The sequence below is a fragment of the Halomonas sp. NYA30 genome, assembly GCF_976980765.1.
The window spans coordinates 3,750,706-3,772,315 of the sequence record NZ_OZ334477.1 but is presented as its reverse complement, the minus strand read 5'-3'; the positions used below and the strand labels follow the sequence as shown (position 1 = coordinate 3,772,315).

The 21,610-nt window shown below is 54.8% G+C and carries 23 protein-coding genes; 10 read left to right on the top strand and 13 right to left on the bottom strand.

Annotated features, from left to right (window positions below; translation table 11 throughout):
- Positions 1-7: 7 nt before the first annotated feature.
- Positions 8-427 carry an HIT domain-containing protein gene (locus ACWI0H_RS17570; protein ID WP_485874072.1) on the bottom strand — a complete coding sequence of 140 codons (420 nt, stop codon included), beginning with the start codon at positions 425-427 and terminating at the stop codon, positions 8-10.
- Positions 428-601: 174 nt separating this feature from the next.
- Here ACWI0H_RS17570 and ACWI0H_RS17565 point away from each other — a divergent pair, with 174 nt between their 5' ends.
- Positions 602-733, top strand: coding sequence for an entericidin A/B family lipoprotein (locus tag ACWI0H_RS17565; protein WP_176302301.1), 132 nt, complete (start codon positions 602-604; stop codon positions 731-733).
- Between the two features lie 102 nt (positions 734-835).
- Positions 836-1,207: an I78 family peptidase inhibitor gene (locus ACWI0H_RS17560; protein ID WP_485874071.1), complete on the top strand. Its 372-nt coding sequence runs from the start codon at positions 836-838 to the stop codon at positions 1,205-1,207.
- A gap of 5 nt (positions 1,208-1,212) precedes the next feature.
- Here ACWI0H_RS17560 and ACWI0H_RS17555 read toward each other — a convergent pair whose 3' ends face one another.
- The 8 genes from ACWI0H_RS17555 to ACWI0H_RS17520 form a co-directional block, all read right to left on the bottom strand.
- On the bottom strand, positions 1,213-1,818 hold the full coding sequence (locus ACWI0H_RS17555; protein WP_176302303.1) for a LysE family translocator: 606 nt from the start codon (positions 1,816-1,818) through the stop codon (positions 1,213-1,215).
- A 58-nt stretch (positions 1,819-1,876) separates the two neighbouring features.
- Positions 1,877-2,881 carry an ion transporter gene (locus ACWI0H_RS17550; protein ID WP_485874070.1) on the bottom strand — a complete coding sequence of 335 codons (1,005 nt, stop codon included), beginning with the start codon at positions 2,879-2,881 and terminating at the stop codon, positions 1,877-1,879.
- A 34-nt stretch (positions 2,882-2,915) separates the two neighbouring features.
- Positions 2,916-3,455: an acyl-CoA thioesterase gene (locus ACWI0H_RS17545; RefSeq protein WP_485874069.1), complete on the bottom strand. Its 540-nt coding sequence runs from the start codon at positions 3,453-3,455 to the stop codon at positions 2,916-2,918.
- Positions 3,456-3,549: 94 nt separating this feature from the next.
- A complete protein-coding gene (locus ACWI0H_RS17540) occupies positions 3,550-4,860 on the bottom strand; it encodes a short-chain fatty acid transporter (RefSeq protein WP_176302306.1) in 1,311 nt (436 codons plus the stop codon).
- A 173-nt stretch (positions 4,861-5,033) separates the two neighbouring features.
- Positions 5,034-6,332, bottom strand: coding sequence for an MATE family efflux transporter (locus tag ACWI0H_RS17535; RefSeq protein ID WP_336273669.1), 1,299 nt, complete (start codon positions 6,330-6,332; stop codon positions 5,034-5,036).
- A gap of 5 nt (positions 6,333-6,337) precedes the next feature.
- Positions 6,338-6,586, bottom strand: coding sequence for a YfhL family 4Fe-4S dicluster ferredoxin (locus tag ACWI0H_RS17530; protein ID WP_008957577.1), 249 nt, complete (start codon positions 6,584-6,586; stop codon positions 6,338-6,340).
- A 72-nt stretch (positions 6,587-6,658) separates the two neighbouring features.
- Positions 6,659-7,153 carry a pantetheine-phosphate adenylyltransferase gene (gene coaD, locus ACWI0H_RS17525; protein ID WP_336273670.1) on the bottom strand — a complete coding sequence of 165 codons (495 nt, stop codon included), beginning with the start codon at positions 7,151-7,153 and terminating at the stop codon, positions 6,659-6,661.
- Entirely contained in the window at positions 7,153-9,033 is a 1,881-nt protein-coding gene (locus tag ACWI0H_RS17520) for a beta-ketoacyl synthase (RefSeq protein WP_485876259.1), read from the bottom strand. Before ACWI0H_RS17520 ends, coaD begins: the two co-directional genes overlap by 1 nt.
- A gap of 253 nt (positions 9,034-9,286) precedes the next feature.
- Here ACWI0H_RS17520 and trmB point away from each other — a divergent pair, with 253 nt between their 5' ends.
- The 6 genes from trmB (at position 9,287) to ACWI0H_RS17490 (ending at position 16,164) form a co-directional block, all read left to right on the top strand.
- A complete protein-coding gene (gene trmB, locus ACWI0H_RS17515) occupies positions 9,287-9,952 on the top strand; it encodes a tRNA (guanine(46)-N(7))-methyltransferase TrmB (protein WP_336273671.1) in 666 nt (221 codons plus the stop codon).
- Entirely contained in the window at positions 9,949-10,278 is a 330-nt protein-coding gene (locus ACWI0H_RS17510) for a DMT family transporter (protein WP_008957573.1), read from the top strand. The genes trmB and ACWI0H_RS17510 overlap by 4 nt, the downstream gene beginning before the upstream one ends.
- A gap of 9 nt (positions 10,279-10,287) precedes the next feature.
- Positions 10,288-11,775 (top strand): D-alanyl-D-alanine carboxypeptidase/D-alanyl-D-alanine endopeptidase, encoded by a 1,488-nt coding sequence (gene dacB, locus ACWI0H_RS17505; protein WP_485874068.1) that lies wholly within the window; start codon positions 10,288-10,290, stop codon positions 11,773-11,775.
- A 34-nt stretch (positions 11,776-11,809) separates the two neighbouring features.
- A complete protein-coding gene (locus tag ACWI0H_RS17500) occupies positions 11,810-12,181 on the top strand; it encodes a diacylglycerol kinase (RefSeq protein WP_008957571.1) in 372 nt (123 codons plus the stop codon).
- Between the two features lie 49 nt (positions 12,182-12,230).
- Positions 12,231-15,203: a bifunctional [glutamate--ammonia ligase]-adenylyl-L-tyrosine phosphorylase/[glutamate--ammonia-ligase] adenylyltransferase gene (gene glnE, locus ACWI0H_RS17495; protein ID WP_336273673.1), complete on the top strand. Its 2,973-nt coding sequence runs from the start codon at positions 12,231-12,233 to the stop codon at positions 15,201-15,203.
- Positions 15,204-15,270: 67 nt separating this feature from the next.
- Complete coding sequence (locus tag ACWI0H_RS17490; protein WP_336273697.1) at positions 15,271-16,164, top strand: AEC family transporter; 894 nt, start codon at positions 15,271-15,273, stop codon at positions 16,162-16,164.
- Positions 16,165-16,191: 27 nt separating this feature from the next.
- Here the strand turns inward: ACWI0H_RS17490 and ACWI0H_RS17485 are convergent, their stop codons facing one another.
- Complete coding sequence (locus ACWI0H_RS17485) at positions 16,192-16,566, bottom strand: hypothetical protein (RefSeq protein WP_336273674.1); 375 nt, start codon at positions 16,564-16,566, stop codon at positions 16,192-16,194.
- A gap of 231 nt (positions 16,567-16,797) precedes the next feature.
- Between ACWI0H_RS17485 and ACWI0H_RS17480 the strand changes: the two genes are divergently transcribed.
- The gene (locus ACWI0H_RS17480) at positions 16,798-18,423 is read left to right on the top strand and encodes a BCCT family transporter (protein ID WP_485874067.1); all 1,626 of its coding nucleotides are present in this window, start codon (positions 16,798-16,800) and stop codon (positions 18,421-18,423) included.
- 76 nt (positions 18,424-18,499) lie between these two features.
- Positions 18,500-18,646, top strand: a complete 147-nt coding sequence (locus tag ACWI0H_RS17475; protein ID WP_008957566.1) for a hypothetical protein — start codon at positions 18,500-18,502, stop codon at positions 18,644-18,646.
- Between the two features lie 93 nt (positions 18,647-18,739).
- Here ACWI0H_RS17475 and ACWI0H_RS17470 read toward each other — a convergent pair whose 3' ends face one another.
- The 3 genes from ACWI0H_RS17470 to ACWI0H_RS17460 are packed head-to-tail and all read right to left on the bottom strand — an operon-like array spanning position 18,740 to position 21,477.
- The gene (locus ACWI0H_RS17470; RefSeq protein ID WP_485874066.1) at positions 18,740-20,032 is read right to left on the bottom strand and encodes a GGDEF domain-containing protein; all 1,293 of its coding nucleotides are present in this window, start codon (positions 20,030-20,032) and stop codon (positions 18,740-18,742) included.
- Entirely contained in the window at positions 20,029-20,718 is a 690-nt protein-coding gene (locus ACWI0H_RS17465; RefSeq protein WP_485874065.1) for a substrate-binding periplasmic protein, read from the bottom strand. Before ACWI0H_RS17465 ends, ACWI0H_RS17470 begins: the two co-directional genes overlap by 4 nt.
- Positions 20,719-20,760: 42 nt before the next feature.
- Positions 20,761-21,477, bottom strand: coding sequence for a substrate-binding periplasmic protein (locus tag ACWI0H_RS17460; RefSeq protein WP_485874064.1), 717 nt, complete (start codon positions 21,475-21,477; stop codon positions 20,761-20,763).
- Positions 21,478-21,610 lie beyond the last annotated feature (133 nt).

Here is a 21,610-nt window from a genome sequence, read left to right as displayed (position 1 = left end):
GCCCAGGCTATACATCAAGACCATCAATAAGCGCTAAAAGTTGGTGACGTAACTGCGCTTGGCCATCCAGGTCGTAGGGTTCGGGGGAGCCATTGCCCCATACCGGTGCAGGCCAGGTGGCATCCGAGTGGCGCCGTAAAATGACATGGACATGCAGTTGGTTGACGACATTACCTAGCGCGGCAATGTTGACTTTGTCACCTCCTAGTGATGTTTTCATGGCCTCGCCAAGCTGGGTGGCTTCCCGCCACAGCTGCTGCTGGTCATCAAGGGAAAGCTCAAACACTTCGCTGACAGAGCCGTGGCGGGGTACCAGAATAACCCACGGATAGCGCGCATCGTTCATAAGCAGTACGCGGCTGAGGGGAAGCTCTGCGATAGGAAGTGTATCAGCCGTTAGGCGTTCATCTAGCTCGAAATTGTTCAAGTCATGGGCTCCAGACAGCAGTTTAAATAATTGCTAGCATAGCAGTCGCAAAGTGAAGTAGGGAAAGCGAGCATGATCATGAAAACGCTGTTACCCTGAAAAAACTCCCAAGCGGCAATGAGAGTTGCCAGTGGAGTTTCCCGATGTTGAATGATTCGTTAAGGAGAACGGAAAATGAAAAAATTATTAGCCATGAGCTTTATGCTGTTGATGACCGCGGGTGTTCTTACCGGTTGTAACACCATCTCTGGTGCTGGCCAGGATGTGGAAGAGGGCGGCCAAGCTGTCCAGGATGCAGCCAGTTAAGCTGCACTAGTAAGCTGATGTTCTCCACCGGGCCGGGCAAACGCCCGGCCCGGTGGTGTTTAGCACTTATTTATTCATAATCTGCTATTTGGAGATTCAAGGATGAAGCCCCGTATGACTCTGGCTAAATTCGCCCTAGTTAGCGCTTCTACGATGTTGCTGACCGCTTGCGTCAGCTCACAGATGCCGATTTCCCCAGCCAGCGACGATGTCGACGCAGCACCACCGCCGCCCACGGTAGCGCCGAATGACTCCAGTGATGATCAGGCGACTGCCTGTGACCTGGAGGCTATTCAACACGCGATAGGCGAGCCATTCGATGAAGCGAAGGTATCGCAGTTGCAAAGTGATAGCCGCGCTCGCCAAGTGCGTGTGCTTCGACCTGGTGATGCAGCCACGATGGATCATCGTCCGGATCGTTTGAATATCCACCTTGATGATCAAGATGTTATTGAGGACTTGCGCTGCGGCTAACGCCTCTAGCGTAAAATCAGCACGACGCAGGCGGCGGTCAATATCCCCATTGTAATGTTGAACGCCCGCCATGCGCCGTCGCTTTTGATCCACTGCCCAATGGCCGTGCCAAAGGCCGCCCATAAAGCAATACACGGCAGTGCTACCACCTCAGCAAAGCCAGCAAGCACCAGCGCATTGAAGACCGGCTGACCACTTTCGGGTAGAAAGCCCGCCATTAGCGCAAGACCCATCACCCACGCTTTAGGGTTGGCAAACTGAAACGCTGCCGCCTGCCAAAACGTAAACGGTACGCTATGTTCGCGTGCCTTCAAATTCGGCGGTGGCGCGCTGGCAATTTTCCATGCCAGATAGAGCAAGTAGGCGCTGCCTATCCAGCGAAGCGCGGTTTGAACAGCGGGATAGCGCTCAAATAGCACGCCTAACCCCAGTGCGATGCCAGCAAACAGCAAAAAGCAGCCGCCTAAAATCCCCCACATATGCGGTAGCGTGCGCTTAAAGCCAAAGTTGGCGCCTGAGGCGGTGAGCATCACGTTGTTCGGCCCTGGCGTAAGCGTCATCGACATCATATAGAGCGCGGCAGGACCGAGGATTAACCATTCGCTGTTCATTTAAGTGTATCCATACCAGGCGGTTGTGCTGAGTGGTTGTGTAATGAACGCGCCATGACTAATCATAGCGGTCTTTCCAGCGTTGACGATTGACCTGCTCCTTAAGCATTTCGAGGATGTCATACAGCATCTGTTCGGTAACCCGGTTGCTGCCTTCGTCAACCGTTAGCCAGGTGTCAAAGCCGCTGTCGGCGGTGCGCTCAACTAACTCCTTAAACTCATCCGAATGGATGCCAAGCAGTAGCTCATCGACTAGTCGCTGGGCAACACCGCTTAGGGAGGCTTCCATTGCACTCGTGGCTTGCTGCCCCATGGGCAACCGGTTAAAGCGCTGAATCTCGGGGCTTTCTCTTAGCGTACGACTAACTAAGTCGCTGATCGCCGCCATGATAGATTGGCGGTTATGCTGGTAGGCTTTGCCAATTGTGCTCTCTAACCGCTGGGCGATCTCATGAATTAACTGCGCTTTGCGGGGCATGATCACTCGGTCGATGACACGTTCGGTGAGCGAGTCACTGGCGCGAATCTGCTGCTGAACATTACCCAAGAGTTTTAAGGCGATACGGTCGGAAAGCTCTTCGAGCAAAATGTCGTAATACTTGGCAAAAAATAGGTAAATATCCCAGCGGGTGACGTCAATTAAGCCCAGCCGGTGCAGACGATGGAGCAGCGATACGACACGCAGAATACGCAACAGGCGGAAGCCTGCCAGGGGAATACAGCCCAGCACGTCATACCAGTGCACGAAGGGGTAAAAGAACCAGCGGTGGTAGCGCCGTTCGGCAATCGCAATGGACCAGCCAAGCAGTACATCGGCAATAAAAAAGCTTACAAACACCAAGTCGATGGCGATAAAGCGGCTATGGATGGTGTCATCGTAGAACGCGTGAAAGTCAGGCGCGATGCCAGCGATACCTTGGTTGATAGGGCCAAGCAAAAACAGTGAATCAAACAGCAGTAGCGAGAGGTTAATCACCACAAGCGTTAAAATGAAAAAATCCCAACCGATATGGGCGTATTCGACAGCTTTAGGCAGGTGCGGGTAGCGTTCCCTGGCGGGCATGCGAACTCCTTATGGTGGGACGTTGCAACGGTTGTTACTGAACCTGTGACTGATGCTGCTGTTGGGTCAACAGCTCTTCTCGCTCCGCCTGTTTGCGTAATTTTTTGCGCAGCGCTGCTTTTTCAAAGCGTAGTTTCTGCAGCGGTGTTGCCAACGTGAGTGGCGGTACACTGGCGGGCTTGCCCTCAGCATCAATCGCGACCATGGTGAGGTAGCAGCTATTAGTATGGCGGATTAGCTTATTGCGAATATCTTCGGCTACGACCTTAATACCAATTTCCATTGATGAGCGGCCAACATGATTGACGCAGGCTAAGAAGGTAACCAGTTCCCCCACATGGATAGGCTGTTTAAACAGCACTTGGTCCACCGACAGTGTCACCACATAGTGACCTGAATAACGGCTGGCACAGGCAAACGCGACTTCATCGAGCTTTTTAAGAATAGCGCCACCATGCACTTTGCCGCTGAAATTCGCCATGTCAGGTGTCATTAATACCGTCATGGAGAGTTCGTGCTGCCCAGGCAGGGCAGTATTGATAGTGGTACTCGCGCTGGTTTCCGTCTCGGACATACGGTGTTCCTTCTGTTATCGCTTCCCGCCGCCCAGATGCTGGGCAAATTGGGCGGCGGGCAGTCATTGGCTGTTTTTTAAAACTAGGTCTTTTTTAAAACCACATTAGGCCGACTGAAATGATAATACCGGTAATAAACAGTTGAATCAGGCAGAAGCCCATAATGTCTTTTGCCTTCAGCCCGGCAATAGCGAGTACCGGTAGCGCCCAGAAGGGTTGCAGCAGGTTGGTCCAGGCATCACCCCAAGCGACTGCCATGGCCACCCGTGAAATGTCGGCACCTAACGCTTGAGCCGCAGGGATCATCACCGGTGCTTGTACGGCCCATTGGCCGCCGCCAGAAGGGACAAACAGGTTCACAATCCCGGCGCTGATAAATGACCAGAAGGGCAGTGAGCTGGCGGTGGCAAATGAGATCAGCCACTCAGACATGCTTTCAGCCAGCCCTGATTGAACCATGATGGCCATGATGCCAGCGTAGAAGGGGAACTGAATAACAATACCCGCGCCGCCTTTGATCGCTTCGTTCAAACTATTGAGAAGGTTGCGTGGCGTGCGATGTAGAACAATAGCCAGGAACAGAAACAGGAAGTTAACGACGTTAAGGTTCAAGCCACCGCCGCGCAGCAAAAAGTGATCAAGCAGAAACAGCACCCCAGGCACCCCTACGAGTAGGGAAAGGGTCAAACTGTTTTCAAGACGCTCTGCCGGACGAGTAATGCGTCCTACCGGCTCTGGCTCGTCGTTCAGTACACCGGGGTCGACGTAGACGCTATCCTTCTCATCCGGCAGCATCATACGGTTCACCAGTGGGATGGCGATAAACAGGCAGACCACAATGGCGAGGTTGAAGAAGGCGAAAATCGTTGAGCCGGTGCTAATGACGCCAATCTGGTCAGCGGTAAAATGGCCTTCGGTGGCGATGGTCAAGGGGATCGAACCTGCCAGGCCGCCGTGCCACACCACAAAACCCGAGTAGGCACTGGCAACGAGTAGCCGATAGTCAACGCGAATCAGCCGGGCCAGCTCTTTAGCAAACAGCGCGCCGACCACAAGACCAAACCCCCAGTTAATCCAGCTGGCCGCCAAGGAAACCAGCGTCACCAGAATGATGGCGCCACCGGGCGTTTTAGCCGTACCAGCGATTTTTTGCAGAATACGTTTTACCGGCGGGGAGCTAGCCAGCATAAAACCGGTAACCAACACCAGCAGCATCTGCATAGAGAACGTAAGTAAACCCCAGAAGCCATCGCCCCAGAAGCGCAGCACCGCCAGCGGCGTTTGGCGCTCTATAGCGATCGCGGCAACCGACGCGATTAACGTCAGCAGCAGAACGAAAATGTACGGGTCGGGTAGATAGCGCTCCACCAGCTTTACGGCCGGTTTTGAGATCATTTTAAGCATGGGATGCTCTCTTTATTCATTATTAGAAAGTGCCTAGTCAGTGTCTTGCTAGTCAGTGCCTAGGAAGTGCATGGCTAATATACGGGGGAGCGCGCTGTTTTTCACGTTGAAGCTGCCCGCTTCATTTCACATTAGCTCAGTTGCTGCTCAACGTGGTTGTTTTAGCGCCAGCGTCAGTGTCTTAACCGGTAGCGGCGGTGGTAGTAAAGACGATAGTAGTGAATGAGTACCGCCGAGCGAACCAGCGTAAAGAGCATAAACGCAAGCCACAGGCCATGATTGCCCAGCCCCTGGGTTAACCACCAAGCGGGCAGGTAGACGGCGAGGCCGATAAAGATGCTGTTACGCATTTCACGCACGGCGGTGGTGCCAATAAATACCCCATCAAGCAGGTAGCTCCATACCGCAATCAGCGGCATCGCAACCATCCACGGCAGGTAGTGCGCTGCGGTCTCGCGCACCTCTTCAAGACCGGTGAGCAGGGCAATAAGGCCGTTGCCGCCTAGCGCAAACAGAAGAGCCGCTGCGCCCGCGGTCCAGAAGGAAAAAACGGCAGCGGCGCGAACGGTGGCTGCAAACTCACGCCAATCCTTGCGCCCATAAGCACGTCCGACCAATGATTCCGCGGCATGGGCAAACCCATCCAGCGCATAGCTGGTGAGCATAATGAACTGCAGCAGTACAGCGTTGGCGGCAAGCACCGTATCGCCCTGGCGGGCGCCCTGGGCGGTAAAGAACGCCATGGCAAACAGCAGGCCGAGAGTGCGCACAAAGAGGTTGGCGTTGACGTTAAACAGCGCGGTGTAGGCCGCCAGAGCCAGCAGGCGCTCGCGCAAAAAGTGGCCGTTCAGGTTGGCTAATTGGCGCAGCACCAGGTAGCTGCCGAAGGCTAAAGCACTGTAGTCGGCGATGACGCTGGCCCAGGCCACGCCATTACTGGTCATCCCCAGCCCCACTACAAACCATAAATCCAGCACGATATTAACGCTGTTGGTCAGCAGTAAAATCATTAGCGTGACGCGGGAATTTTGCTGGCCTAAAAACCAGCCCAAAATGGCGTAGTTGGCAAGTACCGCGGGCGCAGACCAGAGACGGATATGGGCGTACTCACGCGCTAAATCGGTGGCTACTTCACTACCATCCAATAGCCACAAGCCTAACGTAATCAGCGGCGAGGCAAATACAATCAGCAGGCAGCCAATCACCAGCGCCATGATCAGCGACTGCCCCAGCAGGTTGCGCACATCCGTGTCGCTCTCGCGGCCCATGGCTTGTGCGACTAATCCCGTGGTGCCCATGCGCAAGAAACCAAAGCCCCAATAGAGAAAGCTGAACAGAGTCGCACCCAGGGTGACGCCCGCCAAATAGCGAGAGTCGGGCAGATGCCCGACCACGGCGGTATCGACCAACCCAAGTAGCGGAACGGTGATATTAGAAAGAATGATTGGCCAAGCGAGGGCCCAGATACGCATTAGGCTTAAGCGGCCGTGATGATGCGGTACTTCTTCATCAACTGCTCTTGGCTTTCGTGGCGCTCTGGGTCAAGCGGGATACAATCCACCGGACAAACCTGCTGACACTGAGGCTCGTCATAGTGACCTACGCATTCGGTGCATAGGTTGGGGTCGATGACATAGATCTCCTCGCCTGGGGAGATAGCATCATTAGGGCATTCGGGCTCGCAGACGTCGCAGTTAATGCACTCGTCGGTAATCATCAGGGCCATGGGCATACCTCGCGTATACGTTCACACTCGGGCTGTCTAATACCCGAGTGTTTTACTCAACAATGGCGTTGGCTAGCTAGTGTAGTGCTTACGTAGCGCTTCGGCGACCTGTGGATGCACCAAGCGAGAAACATCGCCGCCCAACTTGGCAATTTCGCGCACAATGGTCGAAGAAATATATGAGTTTTCGACCGCTGGGGTTAAAAACACGCTTTCCAGCTCTGGGTTTTGCGCCCGGTTCATGTTGGCAAGCTGCAGCTCATACTCAAAATCGGAGACCGCGCGCAGGCCACGCAGAATAATCGTCGCTCCCTGCTCATGCATCATCGTAGTCAGCAAGGTGGAAAAGCCGATAACTTCTACGTTGGGTAACGACACACAGACCTTTTTGACCAGCTCCATGCGCGTTTCCAGGTCGAGATTGGGGCTTTTGCCAGGGCTCGCCGCCACTGCGATAACGATTTTGTCGAACATGCGCGCGCCGCGCTCAATGAGGTCGAAGTGGCCATTGGTGATCGGGTCGAAAGTGCCTGGATAGACGGCGATATTGATTTTGCCGCTGCTCATCACGATGTCTCCTCGTCCAAACGGCCAAACGGATTGTCACTGGTGAGCGAAACCGCGTGGTCGTAACCGGGAATATGAACCCGGTCGGCATAAATATCCAACTCTGGGCCTTCCAGCACTGCTTCACCGAACTGATAGCGTGGCGCGTAGTGGCCATGGTCAGCTTGAGCGAGGTAGCTTGCCGCTGCTTCGCGGGTTGCCTCACGACGTGCTTTCCAGGCACGGATCGCCGCTGCGCCATGGCGCTGGGCAAGTAAGCGTTCGGTCACCGCAGGCGAAAGTACAACACCGGTGGCATTATTGCCGCCGAACCCTTTGGCATTGATAAAAGAGGCATCAGCACGGAAGGCCTGGGTGGTTTGCGAAAACCGTAACCGCTCGGCATAGACATCGTCGGCTACAGCATCAAGCGTAGGAATGCCAGGCAATAGGTCGTGGGCAAAGCTGCCCAGGGCACTAGCCAACTGATCACCCGCCGCTGAACCTTGCGAATGGCCGATAAACGCTTTAATCGCCACGACTGGCCAATCGCTGATACCGTTGGCGCGGGCAATCTCATCGAACACATGGGACTCGGTAATGCGGTTTTTCGGAGTACTGGTGCCGTGGGCGTGCAAAAAGCTGCGCTCTTTGAGGGCTTTTTCACCGAGCATATCGCGCACCAGTGCAGCCGCTTTACCGAGGGTAATGTAGTTGCCGATACCCGGCGCCGAAATCGAACGTTTATAACCGTCGGCGTTGACGAATACCTCGGGTACCGCGCCCAAAATATCTGCACCGACCTCCAGCGCCAGGGAGTCGTCCATCAGCAGCACAAACTGGCTGGCTTCCGCCATGGTAAAGCCACAGTTGCGGGCAAACGGGCGGCAGGCGCGCTGGTAGTCGCTGTCGGTCAGCAACTCAAGCGCGTCCAGCGCTTTTAACCCAGCATCGTCAGCCAGAGCGCCCATCGCCCGGAAGCCTTCGATGATTTCCGGCGTAATCGGCGCATCGGACGTGCCGACCATCACCACGCGGCGGCGCCCAGCACGAATGTCGTCAATACCCAGGCGCAGGTTGTAGAGAAAGCTGGCGCAGGCGCCTAGCGCCGCGCCGGTGCCGCCGACGCTGCCGAGTACATAGGCATTCAAAAAGTCGGCGGGCATCTGGCCATAGCCTAGCGGCATCTGCTTGGAGGTAGCGCGCTGGCCGGTCACCAGGCTTTTGAGCAAGCCGCCCCAGCCTTGGTCATCCAACTGGCCGATGGAGTTGCCCGCGTACACGGCAATATGGTCCGGGTTCAGCTGTTGGCGCAGTGTCTCCCAGGAGAAACCGCTGGCGCCCAGGCAATCACTGGCACCAAACACCGCTAGCGAGAGACCGCGCGGGTGATGCACGCTGCGATAGAGGCTGGCGGGGTCAAAACCGCTAGGCAACTGCGCCGCTGCGCGTACCTTGGGTACCTGCGCATCGGGCAGCAATACCTCTAGTATGCCTGCGGGCACGCTGACCTCTACCTCGCGGGCATCGATATCGCGCACCTGCCAGTCGGCCGGCAGATTGTCGGGCAGCTGACGACGGCGCAGGGTAAAGCGCATCGGCTCAGCAAACTGCATGCTGGCCTGGCGGTTAGACGGTAGGCCGGGGGCGAGAAAACGCGGGTCTTCGTTGCGACGGATCAGGGTATGGTTCAATACCTGATCACGCAGCGACTGAGCCGGGGCGTCTACGGGCTGGCCTTGACTGTCCTGCCACCCCTTTTCGGAGTGCTCTACTAGGCGCATAAGCGCCGCCAAGCCTTCCAGTGTCTGGCGTTGCTGGTCAGCAGGGAGGGCATCAAGCACAGTGCGGCGGAAGGCCTGATGGCCAGAGGTTCTGCCAGCAGGGTTGATGCCGCCCATGCCGACAATCACCGGTAAGTGTGACAAGCCGGGTTCCTCGTGATGCGGTGGTGGTAATAACAATTATTGACAACGCTCTAAGTCAATTATAGCTAATTAAATTATGACAAAGTCAATTATAACTAGCTCTATGATGACCAAAGCGATGCGCTTAATAAGTACCTAATGCGTGATCATAGCACCGGCCACGCAACGGCGTCATGCCGCAAGCGTTTGAGACTGATAGAATCACGCTTTTCAGCCGAGAGATGGCATGCAGCATAATTCTCGACCAGTGACGTCTAATCAGCCAGGCCCGCATCAGGATTTGGCGCGCAGGGTCAACCGAGCGCTCACGCACCCATTACGTAAACCGATCGCCGAACACACGCAGCGCAACTTTGCGCAGGCGGCTGAATGGTTGGCGAGCCGTCAGGCGCCGCTGATATTTGATTCCGGCTGTGGCGTCGGGGTATCGACACGCCAACTGGCGGCGCAGTTCCCCGGCCATGCCGTGATTGGCATTGATCGCAGCGAGGATCGTTTGGGGCGTGATCACGGCGAATTGCCACATAATGCACTGCTAGTGCGCGCGGATCTGGTCGATTTCTGGCGTTTGGCTTATCAGGCAGGCTGGGCGCCCGAATATCACTATTTGCTTTACCCCAATCCTTACCCCAAAGCAGGGCATCTTAAAATGCGCTGGCATGGCCATGCGGTTTTACCCACACTGTTGGCGCTTGGCGGGCACCTTGAGCTGCGCTCAAATTGGTCGCTTTACGTTGAAGAGTTTGCCTTGGCGGTGGCGCAGGTAACCGGCAAGCAGGCGATAGTGGCTGAATTTGCACCTGAAGGTGACTATTTAACTCCGTTTGAGGCGAAGTATGCTCAAAGTGGCCAAGCGCTGTGGCGGTTATGGGTTGATTTGGAGCGAAAATGACGTTTGTTTATTTAGTGTTGGCGATTGTGGCCGAAGTCATTGCTACGAGTGCATTAAAGGCTTCTATGGGCTTTACACGTCCATTGCCGAGCGTTGTGGTGGTGGTTGGCTACGGGCTCGCTTTTTATCTGCTCAGCCTGGTGCTGCGTACGCTGCCGGTGGGGGTCGCCTATGCGATTTGGGCGGGCCTGGGCATTGTGCTGGTCACCTTGGTCGGCATTGTGGTGTTTGGTGAAAAGCCCGATTTACCGGCGGTACTGGGGATTAGCCTGATTGTGGCGGGTGTGGTTCTGCTGCAAGTGTTTTCCAAAATGAACGTGCATTGAGGTAATTTAATGGGTTCTTTTTTTACTGTTAAGCGTCTGCGGCGCTGGTCGCTGGTGTCCGGGGTTGCCTCGCTGGCCCTGTGCGCCAGTGCCAGCCTGTTCGCTGATTTCAGCCGCCTGAGCCAACTGCAGAACAAAGGTTTCTCGATCAGTGCTGAAGCGCGCCTGCTTGACGCCGACACAGGCGCCAATGCGCTGCTGGGCAGCATTAATCCAGAGCGCCAGTTATCGCCCGCGTCTGTTACCAAGGCATACCTGGCGGCGGCGGCGCTGAACCGTTTTGGTCCTCAGCATCGCTTTACCAGCCAGCTAGTTAGCTCGGGCAGGGTTGAGGATAGAGCTGAAGGCGGTGTGCTGCGTGGCGATTTAGTGTTTGAGGGCGGTGGCGACCCCGGCCTGACCACGGAAAACCTATGGCGCTTGGTGCAGCGTTTGCACTTAGCCGGGGTGCGTGAAATTGATGGCGCTTTGGTGATCAGCCAGTGGCGGTTTGGGCCGGTTGACTGTATTACTACCGACCGCTGCGATGCCCTCACGCGGGTCGCCAACGCCTACAGCGCGCCGCTTTCGTCAGCAGGCGTTAATTTCGGCAGTTGGTGTGTCAATGTCGCCCCCGCTGCTAGCGCAGGTGAGCCAGCCCGGGTGGGGCTGTGCGATAGCCAGACCTCGCTGATCACCATTGATAATCAAGTCGTCACTCGCCCAGCCAATAGCGGCACAGAGATTAGCGCTGAACGTATCACCGATGAACGTGGTGATGTGATGCGCCTGACGGGACAGATTTCGACTAATGCCACTGCCCGGGATGTTTATCGTGGCGCGGGCGATGCGGCCGAGAAAACCGCACAAGTGCTGACGGGGATGCTAAATCAGGCGGGGATACAGGTGCGCGACTCATGGCGCGTCAGTTCGACCCAGCCGCCCAGCACGGCTCAGCGCTTGGCCGCCGTCGACAGTCAGCCCCTGCAAGAAATATTGCTGCGCATCATGAACTACTCCAATAACTACATGGCTGATGTACTGGCGCTTGATCTGGTCGAGACGCCCCAGGCGCAGTTACGCCAGGCAGGCCAAGCCATTGAGTCTTATGTGCAGCGTCTTCCCGGCCATGGGCCATTAACGTTGTATAGCGGCAGTGGGCTGACCACGGAAAACCGCACATCGGCTCAGGGAGTTAACGTGTTACTGGAAGACATGTTTCGGCAGAGCGCGCTGTTTCCAAGCTTCGTGGCCGCCTTTCAATCACCAGCCAACGGCGTTATGCGCTTTATTCGGCGTGGTTCAGCCACGTTTCAAAACAATGTCATGTTAAAAACCGGTACTCTTAATCAACCCTTTGCGGTGCGCGCCGCGGCGGGCTATTTTCGCACCGCGCAAGGACGCTGGGGAGTATTTAGTGTCATGGTCAATGGTAGCGGCAGTACGCCGTACTTAAGCTGGTCTGAGGTGCTGGATCCCTTATCACTGGATCTGGACGCCATGATTTTAGCGAACTGATTTCCCTTTACGCTCACAAGGTGAGGCGACCTGCATGAAACCAGGGCATACCGGTTTAACCCATTTGGTCCACTCCACGCGCTATTCGTGGAAGGGGCTTAAGGCAGCGTTTAGAAACGAGGCAGCCTTTCGCCAAGAAGTAGTGATTACTGCGTTGTTACTCCCCTTCGCCTGGTGGATAGGGGACAGCATCATCAGTTGGCTACTATTGGTAAGTAGCCTGTTTTTTGTGCTAATCGTAGAGTTACTTAATAGTGCCATTGAAAACGTGGTTGATCGCATTGGTACTGAGCACCACGAGCTTTCTGGCCGGGCCAAGGATATTGGCTCCGCCGCTGTTATGCTGTCACTGATGATGGCCGGCCTTACTTGGGGTCTATTAGGTTGGGAAAAGTTTTATAGCTAAGCTGGTTTAAGAGCTAAATATTTTTAACACGCTGGACAGCGAGGTAGTTATGCAAGTGAACGACGATTTTTTACCGTTGTCGACGCTGCCAGCGTCGTTACAAAAAACTACCCAGGCCGCTTGGCAGCGCTTAATTGAGGCGCTGACCCAAGCCGATAATATTGCTGAGATGACCCAGCAAGAACTGCCTTCAAGCAGTTGGCAGGGGCTTTCTGAGCAGCGCCGCGAGGCGCTTGCTAAAGTGTTAGCCATTTCAACCTTCGCGCTGGATACCCTGGCCCGCTACCCCCAGTGGTTGGCTGAGTTGGATATTGCCGGTGAATTGGACATAAACCCCGGGCGGGATGAACTGGCTAGCTGGCTGAATGAGTTGCTTGAGAGCGCCGACGACGAAGAGGCCATGCAGCGGGTTATTCGCCGTTTTCGCCGCAAGCGGATGGTCGGCATTATCTGGCGTGACCTTAATCGTGCGCCCGGCCACGTTATGTGGGATACCGCCAAGGCGGTGTCTGAGCTTGCCGAAATCTGCCTGGAAGCCGCGTTGAGCTGGCTTGAGCAATTTTACGCGCCGCGCTGGGGTGAGCCCGCGCCACGCAAAGACGGCTCGCCCCAGCGCTTGGTTGTGCTGGGTATGGGCAAACTGGGTGCGGGTGAGCTGAATCTCTCCTCCGATATTGATCTGATCTTTGCCTTTCCTGAAAAAGGCGAAACCCAGGGCGGGCGCAAGCCCTTAGAGCATCAAGAGTACTTTACCAAGCTTGGCCAAAAGCTCATCGGCGCCCTAGATGCTATCACGGCGGACGGTTTCGCCTTTCGCGTAGATATGCGCTTGCGGCCTTTAGGCGACGGCGGGCCGCTGGTGGGCAGTTTTTCCATGCTCTCCAGCTACTACCAGGATCAAGGCCGCGAGTGGGAGCGCTACGCAATGCTGAAAGCGCGTCCTGTGGCAGGTGATTTAGACGCAGGCGATGAATTGCTCGCTGGGCTACGCCCCTTTGTGTATCGCAAATATCTTGATTTCGGCGCGATTGAGTCGCTGCGTGAGTTGAAAGCGATGATTAATCGCGAAGTGAAGCGCAAGGGTATGCAGAGCAATATCAAGCTCGGCCCCGGCGGCATTCGAGAAGTTGAATTTGTGGTACAGGCGTTCCAGCTGATTCGCGGCGGCCGTGATACCGAGCTACAGGTGACATCGCTGAAAACCGCGCTCAATCGCTTGCCCGAGCTGGGCCTGTTGCCGCAAGAAGTGGTTGATGAGTTGTTGCCCGATTACGCTTTTCTGCGCGACGTTGAACACGCCCTTCAAGCGCTGGAAGACCGCCAGACGCAAACCCTACCCAGCGATGACAGCGACCGTGAGCGGGTAGCCTTCGCCATGGGCCATGAAGACTGGCCGGGGCTGATTGCCCAGCTTGATGAAGTGCGCGAGCGCGTGCGCCAGCACTTTGATGCAGTGATCGCGGACCCTGAAGAAGACGTGGATGAGGCCAACGACGACAGCCAGCTTGGCTTGGCCCAGTGGCGACTGATTTGGCGCGGCGAGCTAGAGGCGGAGGAAGCCACTGCGCACCTTGCCGAGGCGGGCTTTAATGCGCCGGAAAAAGCCTTAAAGCGACTGCAGAGTCTTTACCACTCCCGGCAAGTGCAAAGCATGCAGCGGATTGGCTTTGAACGGTTGGATGCGTTAATGCCGCTACTACTGGATGCCGTGGCCGACAACGAGGCTCCGGATACTGCGCTGGCGCGGGTGCAGCCGCTGATTGAGTCCGTCTTACGGCGTACCGCTTACCTTGCCCTGCTGCGCGAAAACCCTCAGGCGCTTGAACACCTGATGCGCTTGTGTGCTTCCAGCCCCTGGATCGCCGAACAGCTGGCACGTTACCCCATCCTACTCGACGAACTGCTGACCCCGGAAACGCTCTACACTCCAGCCGATAAAGCGCGCCTAGCCGATGAGCTACGTCAAACGCTGAACCGCTTGCCAGAGGATGACGAAGAGGCGCAACTGGAGGCGCTGCGTGTCTTTAAGCACGCGCAAACGCTTCATGTGGCGGCGTCAGATATCATGGGCACTCGGCACCTAATGAAAGTAAGTGATTACTTAACGTTTATCGCCGAAGTCATCCTTGATGCTGTGCTGGCCATGGCGTGGAAACATATTACCCGTAAGCATGGCGTGCCTGAGGGCCTGAACACCCGTGAGGCAGCCTTTCTGATTGTCGGCTACGGCAAGCTGGGCGGCATTGAGCTGGGCTACAGCTCCGATTTAGATCTTGTTTTCCTGCATGATAGCGATGGCCAAGGCGCGACGGATGGCCCACGGCCCATTGATACCCCCGTATTTTTCACCCGCTTGGGCCAGCGTATTATTCACCTGCTTACCGCGATAACCCCCACCGGCACGCTTTATGAAGTGGATATGCGTCTACGGCCTTCGGGGAATTCAGGGCTATTGGTAACATCGCTTAAAGCCTTTGCAGACTATCAGCGGCAGAACGCCTGGACGTGGGAACACCAAGCGTTAGTGCGCGCCCGTGTCGTGGCGGGTAGTGATGTGCTGGCCGAAAAATTCGCCCAGCTGCGCGGCGATATTTTAGGCAATGAGCGTGATAAAGCCGCGCTGCGCGAAGAAGTGGTCAAAATGCGCCAGAAAATGCGCGACCATCTGGGCAGTAAAGCGACCAGTGATACGTTTAACATTAAGCAAGATGCGGGCGGTATGGTGGATATTGAGTTTCTCTGCCAATACGCGGTGTTAGCGCTCGCTCACCAAACCCCAGCGCTACTGACGTATAGTGACAATATCCGTATTTTAGAGAGCCTGACGGAGAGTGGGCACTTACCTTATGAAGAAGCGGAGCGACTGAGAGAAGCTTACTTGGCCTATCGCAGCGCTACCCATCGAGCGGCGCTCACCGGTGAAAAAGCGCTTACCGATGGTGAAGAGTTTAGGGAACATCGCGATATCGTCACCGCGCTCTGGCAGCGCTTTCTTGAGCCACCCGCCACTGATAATAACTAGCCCGGCAAACGGGTCACTCTGACTAGGAAGGAACAATGAAGCCATGGAGTCAGGCGGGATGGCCCGCATGATTGGACATATCCTGGCCACGCTATTGCCCGTGTTTTTAATTACCGGTTGTGGCGCTGCCTATGGACGCTACCGGACACCAGACATTCGCAGCCTTAATACTCTCAATATGGAGCTGTTCGTTCCCCTACTGGTATTCGCCGTGCTGGCTGACCGCCAGGCGCCACTTGCTGAATACGCCTGGCTTGCTACGGCAGCTGTTGCGGTGGTGCTGGGGTCGGGGATTGTGCTGTTGCCGGTGGTTAAGTGGCTTAAGCTGGATATTAAAACCTTTCTTCCCCCTATGATGTTCAACAATTCAGGCAATATGGGGGTGCCGTTACTGGTACTCGCATTCGGCCCTGACGCGCTGCCTGCCGCCGTAGTGGTGTTTATTGTTGAGATGCTGCTGCACTTCTCGGTAGGCCTTTATATGCTAAATCCGCGTACTTCGCTATGGCGGATGCTGCGCATGCCTATCGTGTTGGCGAGCTTGGCGGGGCTTTCGGTGAATATCAGTGGATTGCCACTACCGGGCTGGCTGCTGGAGGCTATGCGTATGCTGGGCGAAGTATGTATCCCCTTAATGCTGTTTGCGCTAGGGGTGCGGCTGCTGGAAATCGACTTTAGCGATTGGCGCACGGGGATGCTGGGGGCGGTGCTCTGTCCGCTGTCGGGGTTAGTGATTGCGTTGCCATTAATGTGGCTACTGCCACTTAATGACATGCAGATGGCCGTGCTGCTGGTGTTTGCAGCGTTACCCCCCGCGGTATTGAATTATTTGGTGGCAGAGCAGTACCAGCTTGCGCCACAGAAAGTGGCGTCGCTGGTCCTGATTGGCAACCTGGGGAGCTTGGTAGTTATGCCGCTAACGCTAGCGGCAACATTTACGTGGATACATGCGCCGCTTTAACAGGCGGCGCAATCAGTGACTACCTACTTAACGACCATTTTTAACTTCACTGTCTTTAACTTTATAGTGACCTTCTAATGCATCCTGATGACCTGGGCGGCTGTTCGTAGAGGTATTTCCGTGAGAATAACCGCCGCCGATATCCTGCGCCTGCTGAGCACGCATTTGCTCCATACGCTTTTTCATTTTATGACGCATAAACGGCATCATTGCCCAGCCAATCAATAAGAAAAATAGGCCGAGTACCACACCTACTATCATCAACGCGCCAAAAGCCAACCACGTAAACAGCAGCTTTAAGCTACCTGCTAGGCCGGTGGGTTGGGTTTGCGCTGCACGGGCGCGCCATTGGTTTGCCGCTTGCCATGCTGCGTTGCGTTGGTCGCGATTCATCTGTGGCATGAGAGCCTCCATCGGTTATTCGCACCCATTGGAACACAGTTGGTCTAGCAAGTTCACTGCATGGCAATAGGACGCAATGCGTCGTCGGCGGCGCCGGGCCATGCACTACTGACAGTGCGATTAGGTTTTTCAACTGTTACCATTAAACTGTACAAAACAAGTTTAGTTGTACAAGCATGCGCTTAGTAGGCAGTGCTTATCTAAACAAGGCTCATCTAACAGGACGGTTATATGGCTAATCATGGAGGCAAGTCGGTTTTCATCGCATCGGTGGTGATTATCTTTGGCTTGGTAGTGGTCGGGGCGTCATTTCCTGAAGGATTTGCCAGCGCGGCAGAGGGGGCGCTGACCACTGTTACCGGGCTATTTGGGTGGTTTTATCTATTTTCGGTATTTGGTTTTGTGATTTTTCTGTTTGGTTTGGCACTGAGTAAATACGGCAAAGTGCGTTTAGGCCCTCAGGATAGCCGCCCCAACTATACGTTTTTCTCGTGGATCAGCATGCTGCTGGCCGCTGGTTTTGGTGTCGGGCTGGTGTTCTATGGCATGGCGGAACCCATGTTTCACTTCATCGAACCGCCCTATGGTGATAGAACCGCCGAAACCGAAGCGGCTGCTCGCTATGCAATTCAATACAGCTACTTTAACTGGGGCATTCATCAGTGGGCAGCGTTCTCGATTGTGGGGTTGATCATTGCCTATTTTCAGTTCCGCAAAGGGCAGGCCGGGCTAGTGTCTTCGGTGTTGTCGTCGATAACGGCTAAAAACCCTAAAATTCGCCCTTATGCTTCCTGGTTGGATGTCTTTGCAGTGGTCGCCACGGTCATGGGCGTCGCTACGTCGCTGGGGCTGGGGGTGCTGCAGATGAATGGCGGCTTAAACGCCGTGTTCGGCCTGCCGGAAAACGGCTTTTGGCAGTTTGTGATTCTGTTCGTCATGTTTTGCGCTTATATGGCATCGACTTGGTCGGGCTTGGATAAAGGCATTAAACGCCTGTCTAATCTCAATATGGTGTTGTGTATTGGGTTGATGCTCTATGTGCTGTTCACCGGCCCCACCGTGGCGATATTAGAGATCATCACGGTGGGTATTGGTGATTACCTGCAGAACTTTATCGGTATGAGCCTGCGTATTTCCCCCTATAGCGATAATGAATGGGCAAGCAGCTGGACGATTTTCTACTGGGCCTGGGTAATCGCCTGGTCGCCGTTTGTGGGTACCTTTATTGCCCGCGTATCCCGTGGTCGTACCATCCAAGAGTATGTGTTTGGGGTGCTTTTCGTACCGCCGCTGCTCGCCTGTTTGTGGATTGGTGTGTTCGGTGGCGCGGCGTTGCATATGGAGTTGAATGGTACGGATGTCGGCCTAGCTGCCGCGACCCAGGATAATATAACGGTCGCACTGTTTGAGATGTTTGAGCTGATGCCCTTTACGGGCGCGCTTTCAATCGTTGCGATGATGTTGATCTTTATTTTCTTGGTCACTTCCGCTGACTCGGCCTCGTATATCGTGGCGCAAATGACCGATAATGGTTCGATCAATCCGCCGCTGTATAAGCGCGTCATTTGGGGCGTGCTGATCGCCGCCATCTGCCTGACACTGATTGCATCTGGTGGTTTAACGGGGCTGCAGTCCGCATCGGTGCTGTCGGCACTACCGTTCACCTTTATTCTGTATATGATGGTGTTTGTTTTAGTGCAGGAACTGCGCGCAGACCGCAAGGCGATGCTGACGCAGCTTTATCGCCGCCATGGGGAAACGCCAGTGGGGGCTGACGCCTTTGAAGCCGAGCTATTAGGGGAAGAAGAGCGTCTTCGTCGTGCGCCCAATGTGGTCAACCGGCGCATTAATAGCTAGTAACGCTAGGGACAGGCAAGCTTTTTGTTGCGGGAGCTTGCTATTTCAGGAGCACGATAATGGAGCGAACAGGCTAATGGCTCGGCAAGGACGCCATGGCGCAACGCGAAGGCAGCCCAAAGGGGTTGCCTTTGATCGTTGGCTTGACCGGGTAGTGACCGTAGCCGTACTGACGGCCATGGTCATTGGCTTGGCCGCGGTGGCTGCCCACTGGTTGCTCTGACGCTGCTAGCTCTTTGCTAAGTTAGCTCTTTGCAAAGCCAGCTCTTCGCAAAGTTAGCTTTTCGCAATGGTCGTATCACAACGCCCGGCTTTTTTAAGCCGGGCGTTTGCGTGTCTCTACCCGGTTCCGGCCCAGCCGTTTGGCGCGGTAAAGGTGCTGGTCAGCGTGTTCAACCAATGCTTCAGCGCTAATCAAAACGCCCGCGGACATACTAGCAACACCCATGCTAACGGTGAGGTCTGAATGAGTGCTTGAAAAAGCGTGAGGAATGGCCAGCGACAGCACGGCTTCGCGCAAACAGTTGGCAACGTCTACCGCGTCATCATGGTCTTGGTCTGGCAGTACACAAACAAACTCCTCGCCGCCATAGCGGGCGAGTAAATCCCGTGCAGGGTCAATACACTGATTGAGTGCATTGGCGACCGCACGCAGCGTCTCGTCACCCATGGCATGGCCATAGTGGTCGTTAAACTCTTTAAAGTTATCGATATCGATAAAAATCACTGATAGCGGCTGCTGCGTTTGCTGCGCCAAGAGCCAGTGTTGTTTATAAAACTCATCGAAGTGGCGGCGGTTAGCTACCCCTGTTAGGCCATCCATATTGGATAAGTGATGTAACTGGTCGCGTTGTTCCAGGCCTTGCTGAAAGGCTTTCAACAAATGATCCAAACTATCTACCAGGTGTCCCAGTTCATCATGGCGGTGGCCGTGTAACGCTGGTTTGGGCCACTGACCAGGGCGATTGGGATCGGTTTGGGCAATCGCCGCATGTACTTTGAGCAGGGGGCGGGTAATAAACACGTGGAAAAATGCGATGACCAGAATGCTTAGAATAAACGCTTCCAGAATACTGAAGCCAACCACCGCATAAATCCGCGTCAGAAACTGCTGGGTTAAATAGCCTTCTGATAGCATCAGCTCAATTTCGCCGACAATGGCTTCCGGCATATCACTGCCCATGTAATATTGGAGGGCGGTTTGGTGATGCAGTATATCGCCAAACAGGTACTGGCTGAGCCAGGTCGAATCCGCCTGTTCGGGGGTGTTAAATTCAGCCAGCGCACGGCCAAAATCGTCGCGAATGGAGACCCACGCTACCTCATCATCACTAAACAGCCCGTAAGCGATTTGGTGGGCGAGGTCGGGGTTTAGTTGGAAGGCGGCTTCGGCGGCTGCCCCATTAACAATCGCCAGTTGCTGGGCAACACGCAGTTGCACTTCCTGGCGCATATTGGTGGCGTGGCTGAACAGTTCAATACTGCCCGCCACGCTACTAATCAGTAACGCAATCAGCAGGGTGAGCAGCGCTTGCTTAGTGGTTAAGCTGCCTTTTTTAGGCGCGATGCCAGGGGCAGAGAGAGGAAACCGCGGGCGAGGGCTTATCACTGGCTCTCCTCCTGCCTATCGCGATGCAGGGCATCCAACTGCGTTTGCAAACGTGCCAGAAGCGCTTCAGAAACGCTGGGATGGCAGGCGAGATAAAGCGGTGCACGGTGAAAGGTAAACAAATGTTCGAGCGCTATGTTCTGTTCTTGTGCCATAAATTCACCGGTTGCTTTGCCTGTCACAATGACATCAAGCAGGCCCGCCTTTAAGCGCGCGATATTTTCTCGCTCTGAGGGGGCAAGTAGAACATTACTGCCGCTAGAAGCAACGTAATCGCCTACAGCATCTTCCCGAAAGCTTCCTACACGCCAGTCGCGCAGCTCAGAAAGCGATGTAACATCTAGCTCGCGTTCGGCTAAACTGAACGCAGCCCACTCATTGACTACCAGCGGCCCAACCCATTGAAATAACGCTTCCCGCTCATGAGTACGAGTCGTGGAATAAACGCAGTGATTGTCGCTTAAGCGTGCTTCGGTGTAAGCGCGGGCCCAAGGCAGCAACCGAAAATAGGCCTCAATATCCGCTTGGCGTAGCGCGTTGCGAAGGAGCATCGTCGCGCTGCCGATGATTTGGCCTTGGTCGTCCGCATAGTTAAACGGCGGGTACTCTTCCGTGTTGATAGTGAGCGGCATCGCTTGAAGCGGCAGGCTGCAGCTACCCATAGCGCTGATAAGAGCAACGCCCATGCGGTATCGCCATTGGCAAATTACGTCATTAGCCACCATTATTTACCTCTGAGACCGCTCTGCCTGCACTCTGTCTAATGCTTGTTGCATCAGCGCTACCAAGCGCTGGTCTGTAGCTTGGTTTATGGCAAAGTATAGAGAGGATTCACTGAGCGTGTGAACCGGGATTAAATTATCTTTAGGGTAACCTCTGGATTTAGCTATCCAGGCAGCTACATCCTCACTATAAGCCCATAAATCAACCCGCCCACGGGTCAGCATATTGAGCGCGCTGCGGTTATCAATGGCGGGTACTAGCAGGCGATCAGGGTAACCTGCTTCCAACAGTGCCTGGGCACCAATATCTTCACGAATCACTGCCACGGTCAGTTCGCGATCAATGGCTTGAGCTAACGAATCAATCGTGATTGGTGCGTCACGATGGGCGAGCAGTACGACTCGATCCTGAGCAATCGGCCCCACCCAGTGAAAATTGGCCTCCCGTGCAGGCGTGCGAGTAGTTGAAAATAGCACCATGTTAGGCTGACTTAGCGCCATCTCATAGCCGCGAACCCATGGATAATAACGAATATCCTGAGGACTAAATGGTGTTTTAGTCGCGGCAAACATCTCTTCCAATAACTCAATTGATAGACCTGTTAACTGCTGATTGTCGACATTGCTATTATCAGCGATATAGTTGTAGGGAGGGTATTCTTCAGTGATAAAGGTTAATGACGCCAAGGTGAGGGGCGCTTCAGCATATGTGTTAGCAACCATGGCTAGGCAAAGACACAACACAGCCATCAACCTTTTTAAAAGGCATGGATATAATAACCGTGAAGGTGGTGGGACTAATCCCATTGCTGTCTACCCATTTGACCTATCAGTCAATCAAACTTAGAGCAACGCT